Source organism: Citrobacter sp. Cf132, from assembly GCF_030333885.1.
Classification (GTDB): domain Bacteria; phylum Pseudomonadota; class Gammaproteobacteria; order Enterobacterales; family Enterobacteriaceae; genus Citrobacter; species Citrobacter freundii.
In genome coordinates, this window is record NZ_JAOWFA010000057.1 from 139,760 (window position 1) to 158,801 (window position 19,042).

21 protein-coding genes are annotated in these 19,042 nt (G+C 53.7%); 16 read left to right on the forward strand and 5 right to left on the reverse strand.

What is annotated here, in order from left to right:
• The first annotated feature begins 13 nt into the window (after positions 1–13).
• Genes aroC through OGV85_RS14060 form a run of 5 tightly spaced genes read left to right on the forward strand, consistent with a single transcriptional unit; the run spans position 14 to position 3,592 of the window.
• Positions 14–1,099 carry a chorismate synthase gene (gene aroC, locus OGV85_RS14040; protein ID WP_003028170.1) on the forward strand — a complete coding sequence of 362 codons (1,086 nt, stop codon included), beginning with the start codon at positions 14–16 and terminating at the stop codon, positions 1,097–1,099.
• A gap of 3 nt (positions 1,100–1,102) precedes the next feature.
• Complete coding sequence (gene mepA, locus OGV85_RS14045) at positions 1,103–1,927, forward strand: penicillin-insensitive murein endopeptidase (RefSeq protein WP_003028168.1); 825 nt, start codon at positions 1,103–1,105, stop codon at positions 1,925–1,927.
• Positions 1,927–2,736, forward strand: coding sequence for a sulfite exporter TauE/SafE family protein (locus tag OGV85_RS14050; protein ID WP_003028167.1), 810 nt, complete (start codon positions 1,927–1,929; stop codon positions 2,734–2,736). The genes mepA and OGV85_RS14050 overlap by 1 nt, the downstream gene beginning before the upstream one ends.
• A complete protein-coding gene (locus tag OGV85_RS14055; protein WP_003834819.1) occupies positions 2,736–3,284 on the forward strand; it encodes an elongation factor P hydroxylase in 549 nt (182 codons plus the stop codon). The genes OGV85_RS14050 and OGV85_RS14055 overlap by 1 nt, the downstream gene beginning before the upstream one ends.
• A gap of 32 nt (positions 3,285–3,316) precedes the next feature.
• A complete protein-coding gene (locus OGV85_RS14060; protein WP_003028163.1) occupies positions 3,317–3,592 on the forward strand; it encodes a YfcL family protein in 276 nt (91 codons plus the stop codon).
• Positions 3,593–3,706: 114 nt separating this feature from the next.
• Here OGV85_RS14060 and mnmC read toward each other — a convergent pair whose 3' ends face one another.
• The gene (mnmC, locus tag OGV85_RS14065; protein WP_061547532.1) at positions 3,707–5,707 is read right to left on the reverse strand and encodes a bifunctional tRNA (5-methylaminomethyl-2-thiouridine)(34)-methyltransferase MnmC2/FAD-dependent 5-carboxymethylaminomethyl-2-thiouridine(34) oxidoreductase MnmC1; all 2,001 of its coding nucleotides are present in this window, start codon (positions 5,705–5,707) and stop codon (positions 3,707–3,709) included.
• A 159-nt stretch (positions 5,708–5,866) separates the two neighbouring features.
• Between mnmC and fabB the strand changes: the two genes are divergently transcribed.
• Positions 5,867–7,081, forward strand: a complete 1,215-nt coding sequence (fabB, locus tag OGV85_RS14070; protein WP_003834815.1) for a beta-ketoacyl-ACP synthase I — start codon at positions 5,867–5,869, stop codon at positions 7,079–7,081.
• 50 nt (positions 7,082–7,131) lie between these two features.
• Here fabB and OGV85_RS14075 read toward each other — a convergent pair whose 3' ends face one another.
• The 3 genes from OGV85_RS14075 to OGV85_RS14085 all read right to left on the reverse strand — a co-directional run bounded on the left by OGV85_RS14075 (position 7,132) and on the right by OGV85_RS14085 (position 8,428).
• Complete coding sequence (locus tag OGV85_RS14075; RefSeq protein WP_061547531.1) at positions 7,132–7,650, reverse strand: YqhG/Tai3 family protein; 519 nt, start codon at positions 7,648–7,650, stop codon at positions 7,132–7,134.
• Positions 7,650–8,018: a CHAP domain-containing protein gene (locus OGV85_RS14080; protein WP_003028155.1), complete on the reverse strand. Its 369-nt coding sequence runs from the start codon at positions 8,016–8,018 to the stop codon at positions 7,650–7,652. Before OGV85_RS14080 ends, OGV85_RS14075 begins: the two co-directional genes overlap by 1 nt.
• Positions 8,019–8,164: 146 nt before the next feature.
• A complete protein-coding gene (locus OGV85_RS14085) occupies positions 8,165–8,428 on the reverse strand; it encodes a helix-turn-helix domain-containing protein (RefSeq protein WP_061547530.1) in 264 nt (87 codons plus the stop codon).
• A 171-nt stretch (positions 8,429–8,599) separates the two neighbouring features.
• Between OGV85_RS14085 and OGV85_RS14090 the strand changes: the two genes are divergently transcribed.
• Positions 8,600–8,974 (forward strand): hypothetical protein, encoded by a 375-nt coding sequence (locus OGV85_RS14090; protein ID WP_032949704.1) that lies wholly within the window; start codon positions 8,600–8,602, stop codon positions 8,972–8,974.
• 179 nt (positions 8,975–9,153) lie between these two features.
• Entirely contained in the window at positions 9,154–10,332 is a 1,179-nt protein-coding gene (locus OGV85_RS14095; RefSeq protein WP_044701208.1) for an MFS transporter, read from the forward strand.
• On the opposite strand, the gene flk is transcribed toward OGV85_RS14095, so the two are convergent.
• Entirely contained in the window at positions 10,329–11,330 is a 1,002-nt protein-coding gene (gene flk / locus OGV85_RS14100) for a flagella biosynthesis regulator Flk (RefSeq protein ID WP_003028147.1), read from the reverse strand. The two genes, OGV85_RS14095 and flk, sit on opposite strands and share 4 nt — an antisense overlap.
• A gap of 108 nt (positions 11,331–11,438) precedes the next feature.
• On the opposite strand from flk, the gene pdxB reads away from it, so the two are divergent.
• From pdxB to cvpA, 8 genes are all read left to right on the forward strand, one after another.
• On the forward strand, positions 11,439–12,575 hold the full coding sequence (gene pdxB, locus OGV85_RS14105) for a 4-phosphoerythronate dehydrogenase PdxB (protein ID WP_003028146.1): 1,137 nt from the start codon (positions 11,439–11,441) through the stop codon (positions 12,573–12,575).
• A gap of 68 nt (positions 12,576–12,643) precedes the next feature.
• Complete coding sequence (locus tag OGV85_RS14110; RefSeq protein ID WP_003839313.1) at positions 12,644–13,657, forward strand: aspartate-semialdehyde dehydrogenase; 1,014 nt, start codon at positions 12,644–12,646, stop codon at positions 13,655–13,657.
• The gene (truA, locus tag OGV85_RS14115) at positions 13,657–14,469 is read left to right on the forward strand and encodes a tRNA pseudouridine(38-40) synthase TruA (RefSeq protein ID WP_032949702.1); all 813 of its coding nucleotides are present in this window, start codon (positions 13,657–13,659) and stop codon (positions 14,467–14,469) included. Before OGV85_RS14110 ends, truA begins: the two co-directional genes overlap by 1 nt.
• A gap of 24 nt (positions 14,470–14,493) precedes the next feature.
• On the forward strand, positions 14,494–15,153 hold the full coding sequence (locus OGV85_RS14120; RefSeq protein ID WP_003028140.1) for a DedA family protein: 660 nt from the start codon (positions 14,494–14,496) through the stop codon (positions 15,151–15,153).
• Between the two features lie 149 nt (positions 15,154–15,302).
• A complete protein-coding gene (gene accD, locus OGV85_RS14125) occupies positions 15,303–16,217 on the forward strand; it encodes an acetyl-CoA carboxylase, carboxyltransferase subunit beta (protein ID WP_061547529.1) in 915 nt (304 codons plus the stop codon).
• A gap of 192 nt (positions 16,218–16,409) precedes the next feature.
• Positions 16,410–17,678 carry a bifunctional tetrahydrofolate synthase/dihydrofolate synthase gene (gene folC, locus OGV85_RS14130; RefSeq protein WP_003839318.1) on the forward strand — a complete coding sequence of 423 codons (1,269 nt, stop codon included), beginning with the start codon at positions 16,410–16,412 and terminating at the stop codon, positions 17,676–17,678.
• On the forward strand, positions 17,668–18,330 hold the full coding sequence (gene dedD, locus OGV85_RS14135) for a cell division protein DedD (RefSeq protein ID WP_048218334.1): 663 nt from the start codon (positions 17,668–17,670) through the stop codon (positions 18,328–18,330). Before folC ends, dedD begins: the two co-directional genes overlap by 11 nt.
• Before the next feature lie 220 nt (positions 18,331–18,550).
• The gene (gene cvpA, locus OGV85_RS14140) at positions 18,551–19,039 is read left to right on the forward strand and encodes a colicin V production protein (protein WP_003028129.1); all 489 of its coding nucleotides are present in this window, start codon (positions 18,551–18,553) and stop codon (positions 19,037–19,039) included.
• Positions 19,040–19,042 lie beyond the last annotated feature (3 nt).

Here is a 19,042-nt window from a genome sequence, read left to right on the forward strand (position 1 = left end):
TAACGGAGCCGTGATGGCAGGAAACACAATTGGACAACTCTTTCGCGTAACCACTTTCGGCGAATCACACGGGCTGGCGCTCGGTTGTATTGTCGATGGTGTTCCGCCGGGCATTTCTCTGACAGAAGCTGACCTGCAGCACGATCTCGACAGACGGCGTCCTGGCACATCGCGCTACACTACGCAGCGTCGTGAGCCGGATCAGGTGAAAATCCTCTCCGGGGTGTTCGAGGGCGTTACCACTGGCACCAGCATTGGCCTGCTGATCGAAAATACCGATCAGCGTTCACAGGATTACGGCGCGATTAAGGACGTTTTTCGTCCAGGACACGCCGACTATACCTATGAGCAAAAATATGGCCTGCGCGACTACCGTGGTGGCGGACGTTCGTCCGCACGTGAAACAGCGATGCGCGTGGCGGCCGGAGCGATTGCCAAAAAATATCTGGCGGAAAAGTTCGGCGTTGAGATTCGTGGTTGCCTGACGCAGATGGGTGATATTCCTTTGGAGATCAAAGACTGGTCCCAGGTGGAACTTAACCCGTTCTTTTGTCCGGACCCGGATAAACTCGAAGCGCTGGACGAACTGATGCGCGGGCTGAAGAAAGAGGGCGACTCCATCGGGGCGAAGGTGACCGTTGTTGCAAGCGGTGTGCCTGCGGGTCTTGGCGAACCTGTATTCGACCGCCTGGATGCCGACATCGCCCATGCGCTGATGAGCATTAACGCCGTTAAGGGCGTTGAGATTGGCGACGGATTTGACGTTGTTGCGCTGCGTGGCAGCCAGAACCGAGATGAAATCACCAAAGAAGGTTTCCAGAGTAACCATGCGGGCGGCATTCTGGGTGGGATCAGCAGCGGGCAACAAATCATTGCTCATATGGCGCTGAAACCGACGTCCAGTATTACCGTTCCAGGGCGCACCATTAACCGCTTTGGTGAAGAAGTCGAAATGATCACTAAAGGTCGTCACGATCCGTGCGTTGGGATCCGCGCCGTACCGATCGCCGAGGCGATGCTGGCGATCGTATTGATGGATCACCTGCTGCGTCAGCGGGCGCAAAATGCGGACGTGAAGACCGATATTCCACGCTGGTAAGAGATGAAAAAAACGGCACTTGCGGCGCTGGCTCTGTTTGCCAGTACCGCCTGTCTGGCGGCGACGCCCTGGCAGAAAATTACCCATCCGGTTGCGGGCAGCGCGCAGTCTATCGGCGCGTTTTCCAATGGCTGTATTGTTGGCGCAGATACGCTGCCTGTACAGTCAGAACATTATCAGGTGATGCGCACCGATCAGCGTCGTTACTTTGGCCATCCGGATCTGGTGAGGTTTATCCAGCGTCTGAGTAATCAGGCTAATAGTCAGGGGCTGGGCACGGTGTTAATCGGCGATATGGGTATGCCGGCCGGTGGGCGATTCAATGGCGGTCACGCCAGCCACCAGACGGGACTGGATGTGGATATTTTCCTGCAACTGCCGAAAACGCGCTGGACCCAGTCGCAACTGCTGCGGCCGCAGGCGTTAGATCTGGTCTCACAGGACGGCAAACGTGTTGTGCCATCACTGTGGAAACCGGAGATTTTTAGCCTGGTAAGGCTGGCTGCAAAAGATAATGAAGTAACGCGTATTTTCGTGAATCCGGCGATTAAGCAACAACTTTGTCTGGATGCAGGGACCGACAGGGACTGGTTGCGTAAAGTGCGGCCATGGTTCCAGCATCGTGCGCATATGCACGTGCGGTTACGTTGCCCTGCCGACAGCCTTGAGTGCGAAGATCAACCGTTACCGCCACCGGGTGACGGCTGTGGCGCAGAGCTGCAAAGCTGGTTCGAACCTCCAAAACCTGGAACCACCAAGCCTGAGAAGAAGACACCGCCGCCGTTGCCGCCTTCCTGCCAGGCGCTACTGGACGAGCATGTACTCTAATGGATCATTTTGCCTCTCTGTTTATGGTGTCGCCACTGCTGCTAGGTGTGCTGTTTTTTGTGGCGATGCTGGCAGGTTTTATTGATTCTCTGGCCGGAGGCGGTGGTCTACTCACCATCCCGGCATTGATGGCGGCCGGGATGCCACCTGCGCAAGCGCTGGCGACCAATAAGTTGCAGGCCTGCGGGGGATCTATCTCTTCCTCCCTCTATTTTATTCGTCGTGGCGTGGTTAATCTGGCGGATCAGAAGCTCAATATCTTCATGACGTTTGTCGGATCAATGAGCGGGGCGCTATTGGTTCAGCACGTGCAGTCAGATGTTCTGCGCCAGATCCTGCCGGTTCTGGTTATATGTATTGGCCTTTACTTTCTGTTGATGCCGAAAGTGGGGGAAGAGGACCGACAGCGTCGATTGCACGGTTTACCTTTCGCGCTGGTGGCGGGAGGCTGCGTCGGTTTTTACGATGGCTTTTTTGGTCCGGCGGCAGGGTCGTTCTACGCGCTGGCCTTTGTCATGCTGTGCGGATACAACCTGGCGAAATCGACAGCCCACGCCAAAGTATTAAATGCCACATCGAATATCGGTGGGCTGTTGCTGTTTGCCCTCGGTGGCAAAGTGATTTGGGCGACAGGTTTTGTGATGCTCATTGGCCAGTTTATTGGCGCACGGATGGGCTCTCGACTGGTGCTCAGCAAAGGACAAAAACTCATTCGGCCAATGATCGTTATTGTCTCTGCCGTGATGAGCGCCAAGCTACTTTATGATAATCATGGACAGGAGATTCTCCACTGGCTGGGGATGAACTAATGAATAATACGCATCACTACGAACAGTTAATTGAGATTTTTAACGGCTGCTTTGCCGATGAATTTAATACCCGTCTGATTAAAGGCGACGACGAACCGATCTATCTTCCTGCGGATGCGGAATTACCGTATCACCGTATCGTTTTTGCGCATGGTTATTACGCCAGTGCTTTACACGAAATTTCACACTGGTGCATCGCCGGTAAAGCCCGTCGTGAGCTGGTCGATTTTGGTTACTGGTACTGCCCGGACGGACGCGACGCGAAGACACAATGCCAGTTTGAAGATGTGGAAGTGAAGCCGCAGGCGTTTGACTGGTTATTTTGCATGGCGGCGGGGTACCCGTTTAACGTCAGTTGCGACAACCTCGAAGGGGACTTTGAACCGGACCGCGTGGTATTCCAGCGCCGTGTTCATGCTCAGGTAATGGAGTACCTGGAAAAGGGGATCCCTGAACGTCCGGCGCGTTTTATTAACGCGTTACAGAATTATTATCACACGCCTGAACTTACGGCGGAACAATTCCCGTGGCCCGAAGCGCTCAACTGAAGCCGCTGCCACGTTTACAATGAGGAAAGAAGATGATCGCGGAGTTTGAATCACGCATTCTGGCATTAATCGACGATATGGTAGAGCACGCCAGCGATGATGAGTTGTTTGCCAGTGGTTATTTGCGTGGGCACCTGACGCTGGCTGTGGCTGAGCTGGATGCTGGCGAGGACCATTCCGCTGAGGCATTGTACGCCAATGTGACCAGCAGCCTGGAAAAAGCCATCAGCGCAGGCGAACTCTCGCCGCGTGACCAGGCGTTAGTGAAAGAGATGTGGGACACTTTATTTCAAAAGGCAACGCAATAATAATTGCAGTGGATTGTGCCGGATGGCGACGCGAAGGCGTCTTATCCGGCCTACGTGGACGGGGGGTGTTGGCCTGATAAGCGTAGCGCCATCAGGCAATGATGAGATGGTATCTTATTTCACCGCTTTACCCTTCAATAACTTCCTTACCCACAGACGATTCGGATTCAACGCAGCCAGCGTGCTGGCATCCATAGGGATAGGTTCATCGCTCATTTGCGATGCCAGAATTTCTGCGCATAGCGGGGCAGTACACAGCCCGCGCGAGCCCAGCGCACCCAACATAAATAAATCGGAATAAACCGGGGCGTTTACGGCGTGCTCTCTGTCTTCGGCAAGAGTGGCATACTGGCTGAGCGTGGTGTCATAATCCGCGACGTTGCCGACCATCGGCATGTGATCGCGCGTGGCGCAGCGCACTCCACAACGGGCGGCATTGCCACTAACGTCTACTTCTTTTGCCCACGCGGCATTCGGGAAACAATCTATTAAGCGCTGACGGTTTTGCTGCTGATCGTCAGCACGATACACCGTTTCTTCACTTCCGCGATGATAACTGGCGCCAATGCAGTGCTGCTGATTTTGCGGGTTGTGCGGCGTGAGGTAGCCGTCATAGCACAACACCTGACGCAGCGCTGAAAGCGAAGGCGTAGTAGGAATGTGACTCACCTGACCGCCTACGGAGTACACCGGTAGCGACTGCGTCTGTTCAACGCTGTTAATGCGATGCCCGTTAGCCAGAACTACCGCAGCGTGAGTGGCGGTTGCTCCACTGGCAAACGCCAATTTCCAGTTTTCTGTCTGTCGAGACAGTGAGGCCAGCGTATGTTGATACCGGGTGCGTAATCCCAGCGTTGCGGCATAGTCGAATACGGCGGCGGTTAACTGTGCCGGACATAGCCATCCTCCGGCGGGGTACTGAATCCCGCCGCATCCGGTTTTTACGCCTGTCGTTTGTAAAACCTGCTCTGCGTCAACCCCGACGGCGAGCGCATCGGGCAATTCAAGGGACAACATTTGGTCGATTTTTTGCTGGCTTTTCTCATCCCACGCCAGTTGCGTCACGCCGCACCAGTCATGCGCGAACTCAACGGGGAGGGCGTCATACAGCCGGCGGGCGAAAGTAAACGCGGTGGGGAAAAAGAGATTAATGGCCGCGTCATGCTTGCTCAGTAGCGGATAAAGAGCGCCCTGGCGATTGCCGGATGCACCCCCGGCTGGGTTGTCGTCGGCGCAATAGAGCGTGACCTGCCAGCCGCGGCGTAGTAACGCCAACGACAGCAATGCGCTGGCAATCCCCCCGCCAATAATGGCGGCTTCGCGTTTATCTGTTCCGGTACGTGCAAACCAGGGTGCCGAGGAGGGGAGCGCCAGCGTCTGATCCATGACGCCACAAAGCATTTCTCGTTTGCGACCAAAGCCTTTGCATTTTTGCATCGTAAATCCGGCTTCCTGCAATCCCCGACGCACAAAGCCTGCTGATGTGAAGGTCGCCAGCGTGCCGCCGGGGCGAGCCAGACGGGCCATTGCGTTAAACAGCGTTGGCGTCCACATATCCGGATTTTTTGCCGGCGCGAAACCGTCCAGAAACCAGGCATCCACTTTTTGATTCAGGGAGTCATCGAGCTTGCTGGTCAGTTCGTTAATATCGCCAAACCACAGATCCAGCGTGACGCGTCCTTCATCAAGGAGCAGGCGATGGCATCCCGCCAGCGGCAGCGGCCATTGCTCTTGTAGCGCCGTGGCCCACGGGGCAAATTCTGGCCAGTGCTGATGGGCTAAGGTCAGATCTTCACGCGTCAGCGGAAATTTTTCAAAACTGATGAAATGTAATCTTTCCAGGGTAGCGTCAGGGTAGGTATCGCGGAATTCGGCAAATGCCTGCCAGAGTGTCAGGAAGTTAAGTCCGGTGCCAAACCCGCTTTCTGCCACCACGAAGAGGGGACGTGAATGCGCAGGGAATCGCTGGGCGAGATGATTCCCGCCGAGAAAGACGTAACGTGTCTCTTCCAGCCCGTTATCATTAGAAAAATAGACATCGTCAAAATCTCGGGAAACAGGTGTACCCTCAGCGTTGAATTCAAGGTTGGCAGGTTGTATAGCGTATTGTTTCACGTAAGTTACTCGTCTGGCAGGCTGTGCCCCGATCTTAGCGATGAGTGCCTGGCTGCGCAAATTTCCACATTAAATGGCTGATCGGACTTGTTCGGCGTACAAGTGTACGCTATTGTGCCACTCGAAACTTTAAAATAGTGCGACTTACAGAGGTATTGAATGAAACGTGCAGTGATTACTGGCTTGGGCATCGTTTCCAGCATCGGTAATAACCAGCAGGAAGTCCTGGCATCTCTGCGTGAAGGACGTTCAGGGATCACTTTCTCTCAGGAGCTGAAGGACTCCGGCATGCGTAGCCACGTTTGGGGCAACGTAAAACTGGATACCACTGGCCTCATTGACCGCAAAGTAGTGCGCTTTATGAGCGACGCATCCATCTATGCATTCCTTTCTATGGAACAGGCAGTGGCTGATGCCGGCCTTGCAGCAGAAGATTACCAGAATAACCCGCGCGTTGGCCTGATTGCAGGTTCCGGCGGCGGCTCCCCTCGTTTTCAGGTGTTCGGTGCTGACGCAATGCGTAGCCCGCGTGGCCTGAAAGCGGTTGGCCCGTATGTAGTCACCAAAGCGATGGCGTCCGGCGTTTCTGCCTGCCTCGCAACGCCGTTCAAAATCCACGGCGTAAACTACTCTATCAGCTCTGCCTGTGCGACATCTGCGCACTGTATCGGCAACGCAGTAGAACAAATTCAGCTGGGCAAACAAGACATCGTTTTCGCTGGCGGCGGCGAAGAGCTGTGCTGGGAAATGGCGTGTGAATTCGACGCCATGGGCGCGCTGTCTACCAAATATAACGACGATCCATCCAAAGCTTCCCGTACCTATGACGCACACCGTGACGGTTTCGTTATTGCTGGCGGCGGCGGTATGGTCGTGGTCGAAGAGCTGGAACACGCTCTGGCACGTGGCGCGCACATCTATGCGGAAATCGTCGGTTACGGCGCAACGTCCGATGGTGCAGACATGGTTGCTCCGTCTGGCGAAGGCGCAGTACGTTGCATGCAGATGGCGATGCACGGCGTAGACACGCCGATCGACTACCTGAACTCCCACGGTACCTCTACTCCGGTAGGCGACGTGAAAGAGCTGGGTGCGATTCGTGAAGTGTTTGGCGACAACAGCCCGGCAATCTCCGCAACCAAAGCCATGACCGGTCACTCACTGGGTGCGGCTGGCGTGCAGGAAGCTATCTACTCTCTGCTGATGCTGGAACACGGCTTTATCGCGCCAAGCATCAACATTGAAGAGCTGGACGAGCAGGCGGCGGGTCTGAACATCGTGACCAAACCGACCGAGCAGGCGCTGACTACCGTGATGTCCAACAGCTTCGGTTTTGGCGGCACCAACGCTACGCTGGTTATGCGTAAGCTGTAAGCGTAAGACTGAAAGATTATGCAAGAGGGGGAGCCTGATGGCTCCCTTTTTTATTTATTCAACTTTTCGTACTCCGGTGCGATTTCCAGAGACCATTCTTTGGCGTGTGCGATATCGCTGGCGCTGTAAATTGGCTGTTCAAATTGATTACCCAGATCCCGCACTCGGTAAATTTTCCAGTGACCGTCCTCCCAACGCGTATAGACTTCCAACTGCATAGGCGCCTCTCCTGTCGGCCCACCTAATTGTACTTCCATCTTTTCGCCACCGAGAAAGGATTGCGCTGATTTGACCCGTAACAGTGGGATCCATTTTGGGTCGTAATCCTGTACGTACATAAAGTAGTCCGAATTCAGTATTTCCTGCTCGTAAAGGCTGTCAATCAGAGCCAGACGATTGATAACGTCTTTCGCCACATAGCGTTGCATGAGTGCGGATGTATCCCGCTTTTGTGTGTAAGCGGACATCCATGCGAGATAGAATAGTTTTACATCCCGGGAGCTGTCGTGGCGCGCCGCAGAGCAGCCGCAAAGTAACAAAACCAGAGCAACCAGCGAGAGCGATTTCATTATGGTTTCCTGTAAATAGTAAATGACGGTTTTGCCGCCCGATAGCCCGGTCCGGCCCACATGTCACGTTGTCTAAAATCGGAGTACCACGCCTGACCGTCAAATATCGCCATATGTCCGCTTGGGTTTCCTCCCTCATAAGGTTGAATGACGACGACATCTCCTGCTCGGGGTTGTTCAAATGTGCCGATGGGACTGAATCCTGCGTTTTTTAACAGTGGTCCATAATCTTTAGCATGGTAGGTATTCCCAAGGGAGATACCTCCTGACTGAATGGCTTTGCGGGTAAATTCCGCACAGCGTCCTTGAGAATGTGACCCCGCGTGTGATTTAGCGTGATTAACTGCTGTTGTTTTATTCCAGCTCATCGATGTTCCTGTTAATTGATTATGTAATAACAACGTGTATTTCTTTAACAGGATTCAAACTGATAAAAATGACCGATAATGCTATTAATATCTTTAATACATTAGCCTTTAATATAAATTAATTGGTTGAATGAATTTTTATTAATTTATTTATAATTGATGGTTATTTTTTTGGGGGGGGGTTGTTTCTCTGATTTAGAGAGATAGCGTGATGGCCAAATTACGTCCGGCGTAGTTTCAAGCGCCTGCGCGATGATCAGCTCCGCCCGAGGCCAACTGCGGGTAAATACATTGCGTAAAGAGTCGGGAGATAACCCCGCTGAACGCGAAAGCTCTCTGAGCGTAATACCTCTTTTTTCCAGTGCACTTTTAATATCTGCACGATGCCAGTCTTGGCTTTTGTGTTCCATTCTGTAATCCTAAGAAGATGTGTTATCGGCACCGATATTTTTCAGGTTATAAATTAGAAAGACAAAAGAACGTTACTTTCTTTTTATCGTAGGAATATTGCCAGAATTAATTTGAAATTTCGCGGAAAAGAAAAAATATTTTTATTTCATCAGCAGAAAGGAAAGAAACTGATGGTAAAAGAGTGGTTCACGGTGAAGGAGTGTCTTGAATTGCCAGGGTTTCCGAGAAGCGCACCCGCTGTACGCTTGCGCTTAAATACCTACAGTGAAGGAAAAGCGGGTGTCAAACGTAAGCGCGCGAAGTCTAAGGCCGAGGAATTTCATATTTCAGTGTTTCCGCTGTATGTACGCTCGTATCTGAATGAAAATGAGAACACAGTAGCACCAGACCACAATATCGCGCAGGAAGCCGAACCTAAAGAGATTTGGGATATGATGTTCCGACTCCTGACGCCGCATCAACGTGAGCAGGTAACCGGGAAGTTCAGAGCGAAAGGCATTGATGCGGTATTTCCCTTTTTGTTTGTAGAGAAGTCAGCATTTTGATATACGCACCTGTGCTTTCACAGTTGACAGTCGGGGGCACTCGCAGGCAGACTCCAGCTTCAACATTATCCTCTTGATAATGCGTAAGCGTTTAACGTTATCCAACGCACCTTAATCCTGATAGTCAGGTAGAGGGGGCGTGGGCATTCCTCGCCTTACTCTGCATTTTGGAGTAACGCATGACAGCTGTAACCCAACAAGAAAAAACACCTTCGGCGAATTTTTCGCTGTTTCGCATCGCTTTTGCGGTTTTCCTGACCTATATGACGGTTGGTTTACCTTTGCCCGTCATTCCTCTGTTTGTGCACCAGGAACTGGGCTATGGCAATACCATGGTCGGCATCGCCGTCGGCGTACAGTTTCTGGCGACGGTATTAACACGCGGCTACGCCGGGCGGTTAGCCGATCAATATGGTGCCAAACGCTCGGCGCTACAGGGGATGTTTGCCTGTGGGCTGGCGGGTGCGGCGTGGCTTTTAGCCGCGCTATTACCTGTTTCTGTTCCCGTAAAATTTGCGTTGCTAATCGTCGGTCGTTTGATCCTCGGTTTTGGCGAAAGCCAACTGCTCACCGGAACGTTGACCTGGGGGCTGGGGCTGGTCGGCCCAACACGCTCCGGTAAGGTGATGTCATGGAACGGAATGGCGATTTACGGCGCGCTGGCCGCCGGTGCGCCGCTGGGTTTGTTGATCCACAGCCACTTTGGCTTCGCGGCGCTGGCGGGGACGACGATGGTATTACCGCTGCTGGCATGGGCATTCAACGGCACCGTGCGTAAAGTGCCTGCACATGCAGGAGAACGTCCTTCGTTATGGAGCGTGGTAGGGCTTATCTGGAAACCGGGCCTGGGCCTGGCGCTGCAGGGCGTTGGCTTTGCGGTGATCGGTACATTTATTTCACTCTATTTTGTCAGCAACGGCTGGACGATGGCGGGGTTCACCCTGACCGCGTTTGGCGGGGCGTTTGTGCTGATGCGCATTCTGTTTGGCTGGATGCCGGACCGGTTCGGCGGCGTGAAGGTTGCCGTTGTCTCTTTGCTGGTGGAAACCGCAGGACTGATTCTGTTGTGGCAGGCCCCAACAGCCTGGGTTGCACTGCTTGGAGCGGCATTAACCGGGGCCGGGTGTTCGCTTATCTTCCCGGCCTTGGGCGTCGAGGTGGTGAAGCGAGTACCCGCGCAGGTTCGCGGTACGGCGCTGGGCGGGTACGCCGCATTTCAGGATATCTCCTACGGCATAAGCGGGCCGGTCGCCGGGGTGCTGGCCACCGCGTACGGTTATCCCTCAGTGTTCCTTGCCGGGGCGATATCCGCCGTGGTGGGGATTATTGTAACGTTGCTTACGCTGCGTAAAGGTTAAGCGACCAGCCAGAAAATGGCTAACGCAATCATCAATGCAACAAACAACAGTCCCGGTCGTGCCGACAGAGATTTAACCGTTTCAATCATCGGCGCGAACGGGCTGTAAATGGGTTGCAGATGACGCGGATCGCTGAGCTCGCGTTCTCGTTCCACGCGACGCAGGAAAATTTGATTGAGCAAGTCCTGCACCTGCACCGTGGTCAGAATCGATTGTGGTTGGATCTGATACGTCTGCTGCGCGTACTCTTTTATTGCTGTCAGCTCATTCGGCTCTAATGGCAGCTTCAGCGCAGCCTGGAGCGTTTGTAGCGTCGGGGCGCTTTGCAGGCTGAGCGTCTGGCGCGCCTGCAGCCAGGTGACCAGGTGCGTAAACTGTTTGGCAGGGATCAGCTCACCGCTTTTTACGCCAGACAACTCCAGCATCGACTGCCAGATCATCTTCCCGGATTCTCCCGTGGCCGCCGCCAGTTTGGTAACTAACTGGTTCAGCGTATTGTGCTCTGCGGGGAGCAACGGGCGATCGGTTGCCGGGCGCTGCTGCGGCTGTGGTATCGACAGCTGCCCTTGTTGCAGCAGCGTGAGCACGTTTTTCAACTGCTCAGGCGTGAGCTGGCTGAGCGCCGTTTGCCCATACTGCTGACGGATAAAATCACTCACCGCCTGGCGATTATTTCCCTGGCTCAGTAATTCAGTGAGCTGCGAAAGCACCTGACGATTAACATGATTTTGCTGAGCAACTCCCAGCCGTTGGTTAAGGTTTTGCTCAGCGGCTGGAAAGTGACGTGACTGCAGCGGAGTATCACTTTTGACGCCCAGATCGTGCTTCATTCCGGCCCACACCTCAGCACTTTGCTGCTGGGTGAGTGAAATCAAACGGGTAATTAGTCGTTCCAACACAGTACGTTGTTGCGTGGATAACGGTTGTTCACCCGCAGCGGAAGGGGCATTTGGGCCTTCACCGGGAGGGCGTGCGGGCGTACCTGAAATGGGCTGCATCATCTCTGTTCCTTAAATCTGTGCTGACCAGGTCTCGCAGTATGCCTGGCGGCGAGATTATGGCACACTTGCCCGGTTAACTCTCGTTCTCAAACAGGTGCGAAAGACGTGAAAATCCTCGTTGATGAAAATATGCCCTATGCCCGCGAACTGTTCAGTCGTTTGGGGGAGGTCAAAGCGGTTCCCGGTCGCCCGATTCCCGTTGCTGAACTGGATGATGCGGATGCTTTAATGGTGCGCTCGGTGACGAAAGTAAATGAATCACTGCTTGGAGGCAAACCGGTTAAATTTGTCGGTACGGCAACCGCTGGCACAGACCATGTGGATGACGCCTGGCTTGCGCAGGCTGGGATCGGTTTTTCCGCCGCGCCCGGTTGTAACGCGATAGCGGTCGTAGAATATGTTTTTTCAGCGTTGCTGATGCTGGCGGAGCGTGATGGGTTTGCGTTACGCGATCGCACCGTAGGCATTGTGGGTGTGGGCAACGTGGGTGGGCGTTTGCAGGCGCGTCTGGACGCGCTGGGGATCCGCACGCTGCTGTGCGATCCACCGCGAGCCGATCGCGGTGACGAGGGCGATTTCCGCTCGCTGGACGAACTGGTAGAGCAAGCCGATGTGCTGACTTTCCATACGCCACTGTTTAAAGACGGACCCTACAAAACGCTGCACATGGCGGATGATGCGCTGATTAGCCGACTGAAGCCGGGCACTATTCTGATCAACGCCTGCCGTGGGCCGGTCATCGACAATACAGCATTGCTGAACCGGTTGAATGCCGGTCAGTCGCTGAGCGTTGTGCTGGATGTCTGGGAAGGAGAGCCGGATCTCAATGTGGCGTTGCTGGAGAAAGCCGATATCGGCACGGCGCACATTGCCGGGTATACCCTCGAAGGAAAAGCGCGTGGCACCACGCAGGTCTTTGAGGCCTATAGTAAGTTTATTGGTCACGAGCAGCACGTTGCGCTCAGTACCCTGTTACCCGCGCCGGAATTTGGTCGTATCACCCTGCATGGCCCGTTAGATCAGCCAACGCTGAAAAGGCTGGCGCATTTAGTGTATGATGTGCGCCGCGATGATGCGCCGCTGCGTAAAGTCGCTGGAATTCCGGGTGAGTTTGATAAACTGCGTAAAAATTACCTTGAGCGTCGTGAATGGTCGTCTTTATATGTGATGTGTGACGACGCAACGGCTGCTGCCTTATTGTGTAAGCTGGGTTTTAACGCTGTTCATCATCCGGCACATTAATGTCTTCTTAATGCTCCCTGTCGAATAATGCGACAGGGACGCTTACGTATTTCTTGGAGTAAATCACCATGTCTGAAGGCTGGAATATTGCCATTCTGGGCGCAACGGGCGCCGTAGGCGAAGCCCTGCTCGATACGCTGGCTGAACGCCAGTTCCCGGTCGGTGAAATTTATGCGCTGGCGCGTAATGAAAGCGCCGGTGAGCATCTGCGTTTTAACGGTAAATCGGTCATAGTGCAGGACGTTGCAGAATTTGACTGGACGCAGGCACAGTTGGCATTTTTTGTTGCGGGCACTGAAGCCACCGCCGCATGGGTAGAAGAAGCAACAAATGCGGGTTGCCTGGTGATTGACAGTAGCGGTCTGTTCGCGCTTGAGCCAGACGTTCCGCTGGTGGTTCCGGACGTTAACCCATTCGTGCTGGCGGATTACCGTAACCGCAATGTGATTGCGGTACCAAACAGCCTGACAAGCCAGTTGCTGTCTGCGCTGAAACCATTGATTGATGACGGCGGGCTGTCACGGATTACGGTGACCAATATTATTTCGGCTTCCGCTCACGGCAAAAAAGCCGTAGACGCACTGGCCGGACAAAGCGCGAAATTGCTTAACGGCATCCCGATTGACGAAGATGATTTCTTTGGTCGTCAGCTGGCGTTCAATATGCTGCCGCTGCTGCCCGATCGCGAAGGCAGCGTGCGTGAAGAGCGTCGTATTGTTGATGAAGTGCGCAAAATTATGCAGGATGACGGTCTGCTTATTTCAGCCAGCATCGTGCAGTCCCCGGTATTTTATGGCCACGCGCAGATGGTGAATTTTGAGGCTCTGCGCCCGTTGGCGGCGGAAGAAGCACGCGACGCGTTTTCGCGCGGTGAAGACGTGGTGTTGTCGGAAGAGACCGACTTCCCGACCCAGGTTGGCGATGCATCGGGCACGCCGCACCTTTCTATTGGCTGTGTGCATAACGATTACGGTATGCCGGAGCAAGTTCAGTTCTGGTCTGTGGCAGACAACGTACGCTTTGGCGGCGCGTTAATGGCGGTGAAAATTGCGGAAAAACTGGTGCAGGAGTACCTGTACTAATGTCTGACCAGCAACAGCCGTCAACCCATAAAATTGCGCTGGGCATTGAGTATGACGGCAGCAAATATTATGGCTGGCAGCGCCAGAACGAAGTGCGTAGCGTTCAGGAAAAACTGGAAAAAGCGCTTTCTCAGGTGGCGAACGAACGCATTAATGTTTTTTGTGCAGGTCGCACGGATGCGGGCGTTCATGGCACTGGGCAGGTCGTGCATTTTGAAACCACTGCCCAGCGTAAAGATGCGGCCTGGACACTGGGGGTAAATGCGAATTTACCTGGTGACATCGCCGTGCGCTGGGTGAAAGCTGTACCTGATGATTTTCATGCCCGATTTAGCGCTACGGCTCGCCGTTATCGCTACATCATCTACAATCATCGGTTGCGTCCTGCAATTTTAGGTAAAGGGGTAACCCATTACTATGAGCCGCTGGACGCTGAGCGTATGCATCGTGCAGCCCAGTGTCTGATTGGCGAAAATGATTTTACCTCGTTCCGGGCGGTGCAGTGTCAGTCGCGCACACCGTGGCGTAACGTGATGCACATTAACGTCGAACGTTTCGGTGCATATGTGGTGGTGGATATTAAAGCGAATGCCTTTGTACATCATATGGTCAGGAATATTGTCGGCAGCCTGATGGAAGTTGGCGCCAACAACCAGCCGGAGAGCTGGATAGCAGAACTGTTAGCGGCAAAGGACAGAACGCTGGCAGCGGCAACGGCGAAAGCGGAAGGACTGTATCTGGTTGCAGTAGATTACCCGGACCGGTTCGACCTGCCAAAACCGCCTATGGGCCCGCTATTTCTGGCGGACTAATTTGAGTCGTATAAAGGCATAACTATGGACCTGATTTACTTTCTTATTGATTTTATCCTGCACATTGATGTGCACCTGGCGGAGCTGGTCGCGGAATACGGTATCTGGGTATACGCGATTCTGTTTCTGATCCTGTTCTGCGAAACCGGGCTGGTGGTGACACCATTCCTGCCGGGAGACTCGCTGCTGTTTGTTGCTGGTGCGCTTTCTGCGCTGCCGACCAATGATCTCAATGTTCATCTGATGGTGGCGCTGATGATTGTGGCGGCGATTGTGGGCGATGCAGTGAACTACACGATTGGCCGATTGTTCGGGGAAAAACTTTTCAGTAACCCGAACTCCAAAATTTTCCGCCGCAGCTACCTGGATAAAACCCATGCGTTCTACGAGCGTCATGGCGGTAAGACGATTATCCTGGCGCGTTTCGTGCCTATCGTGCGCACATTTGCGCCGTTTGTTGCCGGTATGGGACATATGTCCTACCGTCACTTTGCGATGTATAACGTCGTAGGTGCATTGCTGTGGGTATTGTTGTTCACCTACGCAGGCTACCTGTTCGGCGATCTGCCGATTGTCCAGGAAAACCTGAAATTACTGATTGTGGCGATTATCGTCCTTTCCGTATTGCCGGGGGTGATTGAAGTAATTCGCCATAAACGTGCTGCGTCACGGGCTGCAAAATAGAAAGTAACTCAGCGGTTCGACCACTTTTTTATCCAAAGTTTCGGGCTGTTATGTTTTAATGTGCAACATTCATGGTCTGTTAGGGGCAAAAATGGCATTATGCGCCCCTTATAACAAAGCTGACTAGGGTTCAGGCAGAAAGGTCACCAATGAGCTGGATTGAACGAATTAAAAGCAACATTACTCCCACCCGCAAGGCAAGCATTCCTGAAGGGGTGTGGACCAAGTGTGATAGCTGCGGTCAGGTTTTATACCGTGCTGAGCTGGAACGTAATCTTGAGGTCTGTCCGAAGTGTGACCATCATATGCGCATGTCGGCGCGCAATCGCCTGCATAGCCTGTTAGATGAAGGTTCTCTTGTGGAACTGGGTAGCGAGCTTGAGCCGAAAGACGTGCTGAAGTTTCGTGACTCTAAAAAATACAAAGACAGACTGGCTTCTGCGCAGAAAGAAACCGGCGAGAAAGATGCGCTGGTGGTGATGAAAGGCACGCTGCATGGTATGCCGGTCGTTGCTGCGGCATTCGAGTTCGCGTTTATGGGCGGCTCCATGGGCTCTGTGGTCGGTGCGCGTTTTGTCCGTGCCGTTGAGCAGGCACTGGAAGACAACTGTCCGCTGATCTGCTTCTCCGCTTCTGGCGGGGCGCGTATGCAGGAAGCGCTGATGTCTCTGATGCAGATGGCAAAAACCTCTGCTGCACTGGCGAAAATGCAGGAACGCGGTTTACCGTATATTTCTGTACTGACCGACCCAACAATGGGTGGTGTTTCCGCAAGCTTCGCGATGCTGGGCGATCTCAACATTGCAGAACCGAAAGCACTGATCGGCTTCGCGGGTCCGCGTGTTATCGAGCAAACCGTACGTGAGAAACTGCCGCCGGGATTCCAGCGCAGCGAGTTCCTGATTGAAAAAGGCGCTATCGATATGATCGTCCGCCGTCCGGAAATGCGCCTGAAACTGGCAAGCATCCTGGCGAAGCTGATGAATCTTCCTGCGCCGAATCCGGATGAGTCGCGTGAAGGCGAGGTGGTATCTCCGGTACCCGATCAGGAATCAGAAGCCTGATAACTTACTCTATGGATTTCGAGTTGCAGGAAGACGGCAAGAGAGTGAACCCCGATGAGCTTGCACGGGCAAGTGATTCGGGTGAGCGAGAGCAGCCAACACACCTGCAGCTTGAAAGACGACGAGTAAAAAAGGGCAGGGCCAACTGGCGCTGCCTTTTGCTTTAATCTACGTAATAAAATTACAGGCATCATGGACAATAAACGTATTCCTCAAGCCGCGTCGCCCCTGGCGTCGTGGCTTTCTTATCTGGAAAACCTGCACAGTAAAACCATCGATCTTGGCCTTGAACGCGTAAGCCAGGTAGCGCGCAAACTGGGTGTATTGAAACCCGCGCCATTTGTGTTTACGGTGGCAGGAACCAACGGAAAAGGCACGACCTGTCGTACGCTGGAATCTGTGCTGACTGCGGCAGGCTATAAAGTTGGGGTGTACAGTTCGCCTCATCTGGTACGCTACACGGAACGCGTACGCGTGCAGGGGGGGGAACTGCCGGAATCAGCCCATACCGCCTCGTTTGCTGAGATTGAAGACGCTCGTGGTGATATTTCCCTGACTTACTTTGAATACGGTACGTTATCGGCACTCTGGCTGTTTAAACAGGCCCAACTGGATGTTGTTATTCTGGAAGTGGGATTAGGCGGTCGCCTTGACGCCACCAATATCGTCGATGCCGATGTCGCTGTAGTCACCAGTATTGCGCTTGACCATACTGACTGGCTGGGTCCGGATCGCGAAAGTATTGGTCGTGAGAAGGCAGGCATTTTCCGTGCAGAGAAACCGGCTATCGTCGGCGAGCCTGAAATGCCTTACACCATCGCGGATGTCGCGCAAGAGTGCGGGGCGATTTTGCAACGCTGCGGAGTGGACTGGCGCTATGCGGTCACTGAGAACGACTGGTCGTTTACGGATGCTCATGGAACGTTGGCGCATTTGCCGTTGCCGCAGGTGCCACAACCTAATGCTGCTACCGCGCTGGCCGCGCTGCGCGCAAGCGGGCTGAACGTTAGCGAGCAGGCGATTCGTGACGGCATCGAACGCGCGATTTTACCGGGGCGCTTCCAGATTGTGAGCGAGTCGCCGCGAGTGATTTTCGATGTTGCCCATAACCCGCATGCGGCAGAGTATCTGACCGGACGTCTGAAAAAGTTAGTGAAAAGCGGGCGTGTACTTGCGGTTATCGGTATGCTACATGATAAAGATATTGCCGGTACGTTAGCCTGGTTAAAAAGCGTGGTTGACGTCTGGTACTGTGCGCCCCTGGAAGGGCCGCGTGGCGCAACGGCAGAACAACTGCTGGAGCACCTGGGCAAAGGCAACGCTTATGACAGCGTGGCGCAGGCATGGTCTGCAGCACTTGCTGAGGCGAAGCCAGAAGATACCGTGTTGGTGTGTGGATCCTTTCACACTGTCGCACATGTCATGGAAGTAATAGACGTGGGGAGAAGCGGTGGCGAGTAAGTTTCAGAATCGATTAGTCGGCACAATTGTGCTAGTCGCGCTCGGGGTAATTGTGCTTCCCGGGCTGCTTGACGGGCAGAAAAAGCATTATCAGGATGAATTTGCAGCGATCCCACTGGTGCCTAAACCCGGTGATCGCGATGAACCAGACATGATGCCTGCAGCGACGCAGGCGCTGCCGACTCAGCCGCCGGAAGGGGCGGCAGAAGAGGTGCGTGCGGGTGATGCTGCCGCGCCATCGTTGGATCCATCACGTTTGACGACGGCAAACAGCGCGGAATTAGATCCTGTCCCTGCGCCTGTGGAACCACCGAAACCTAAACCGAAACCGCAGCCTGTTGCCGTCGCTCCGACGCCGGCACCGACTCCAGCGCCGAAACCGGCCGCTGAAGAAGCGCCAGCCCCAACCGGCAAAGCGTACGTTGTACAGCTCGGTGCGCTGAAAAATGCGGATAAGGTCAATGAGATCGTGGGTAAACTTCGTGGCGCGGGCTTCCGGGTATATACTTCCCCGTCAACGCCGGTGCAGGGTAAAATAACCCGCATTCTCGTCGGGCCGGACGCCTCCAAAGATAAGCTAAAGAACTCGCTGGGCGAGCTGCAGAAGATCTCTGGTCTGAGTGGCGTCGTGATGGGGTACACCCCTAATTAAGGGATTGCGCTGTTTACGGCGCAGCTCTGATTCAGGCCGGATACGGTGTTTTCACCGCTATCCGGCAGTGCCCGAAGAGGCATAAAACGGTATGGCGTTGAAGATTTTTTCAGCGCCATTTTTATTTACGCGTGGAAAGGAAATCCCTACGCAAACGTTTTCTTTTTCTGTTAGAATGCGCCCCGAACAGGACGACAGGGCGTAAAATCGTGGGACACATATGGTCTGGATTGATTACGCCATTATCGCGGTGATTGGTTTTTCCTGTCTGGTTAGCCTGATCCGTGGCTTTGTTCGTGAAGCATTATCGTTGGTGACTTGGGGTTGTGCTTTCTTTGTCGCCAGCCATTACTACACTTACCTGTCTGTCTGGTTTACGGGCTTTGAAGACGAACTGGTTCGAAATGGGATTGCTATCGCGATACTGTTCATCGCGACACTTATCGTCGGCGCTATCGTTAACTTTGTGATAGGCCAACTGGTAGAGAAAACAGGACTGTCGGGTACCGACAGGGTGTTGGGGATCTGCTTCGGTGCTTTGCGTGGAGCGTTGATCGTTGCCGCCATACTGTTCTTTCTCGATACCTTTACCGGTCTGTCGAAAAGTGAAGACTGGGGTAAGTCGCAGCTGATTCCGCAGTTCAGTTTCATCATCAGATGGTTCTTTGACTATCTGCAAAGCTCGTCAAGTTTCTTGCCCAAAGTATAAACT

Bases quoted from the DNA above. Each gene is read 5' to 3' on its own strand.
- aroC (WP_003028170.1), top strand. From the start codon at position 14: ATGGCAGGAAACACAATTGGACAACTCTTTCGCGTAACCACTTTCGGC.
- mepA (WP_003028168.1), top strand. From the start codon at position 1,103: ATGAAAAAAACGGCACTTGCGGCGCTGGCTCTGTTTGCCAGTACCGCC.
- OGV85_RS14050 (WP_003028167.1), top strand. From the start codon at position 1,927: ATGGATCATTTTGCCTCTCTGTTTATGGTGTCGCCACTGCTGCTAGGT.
- OGV85_RS14055 (WP_003834819.1), top strand. From the start codon at position 2,736: ATGAATAATACGCATCACTACGAACAGTTAATTGAGATTTTTAACGGC.
- OGV85_RS14060 (WP_003028163.1), top strand. From the start codon at position 3,317: ATGATCGCGGAGTTTGAATCACGCATTCTGGCATTAATCGACGATATG.
- fabB (WP_003834815.1), top strand. From the start codon at position 5,867: ATGAAACGTGCAGTGATTACTGGCTTGGGCATCGTTTCCAGCATCGGT.
- OGV85_RS14075 (WP_061547531.1), bottom strand. From the start codon at position 7,650: ATGAAATCGCTCTCGCTGGTTGCTCTGGTTTTGTTACTTTGCGGCTGC.
- OGV85_RS14080 (WP_003028155.1), bottom strand. From the start codon at position 8,018: ATGAGCTGGAATAAAACAACAGCAGTTAATCACGCTAAATCACACGCG.
- OGV85_RS14085 (WP_061547530.1), bottom strand. From the start codon at position 8,428: ATGGAACACAAAAGCCAAGACTGGCATCGTGCAGATATTAAAAGTGCA.
- OGV85_RS14090 (WP_032949704.1), top strand. From the start codon at position 8,600: ATGGTAAAAGAGTGGTTCACGGTGAAGGAGTGTCTTGAATTGCCAGGG.
- OGV85_RS14095 (WP_044701208.1), top strand. From the start codon at position 9,154: ATGACAGCTGTAACCCAACAAGAAAAAACACCTTCGGCGAATTTTTCG.
- flk (WP_003028147.1), bottom strand. From the start codon at position 11,330: ATGCAGCCCATTTCAGGTACGCCCGCACGCCCTCCCGGTGAAGGCCCA.
- OGV85_RS14110 (WP_003839313.1), top strand. From the start codon at position 12,644: ATGTCTGAAGGCTGGAATATTGCCATTCTGGGCGCAACGGGCGCCGTA.
- truA (WP_032949702.1), top strand. From the start codon at position 13,657: ATGTCTGACCAGCAACAGCCGTCAACCCATAAAATTGCGCTGGGCATT.
- OGV85_RS14120 (WP_003028140.1), top strand. From the start codon at position 14,494: ATGGACCTGATTTACTTTCTTATTGATTTTATCCTGCACATTGATGTG.
- accD (WP_061547529.1), top strand. From the start codon at position 15,303: ATGAGCTGGATTGAACGAATTAAAAGCAACATTACTCCCACCCGCAAG.
- folC (WP_003839318.1), top strand. From the start codon at position 16,410: ATGGACAATAAACGTATTCCTCAAGCCGCGTCGCCCCTGGCGTCGTGG.
- cvpA (WP_003028129.1), top strand. From the start codon at position 18,551: ATGGTCTGGATTGATTACGCCATTATCGCGGTGATTGGTTTTTCCTGT.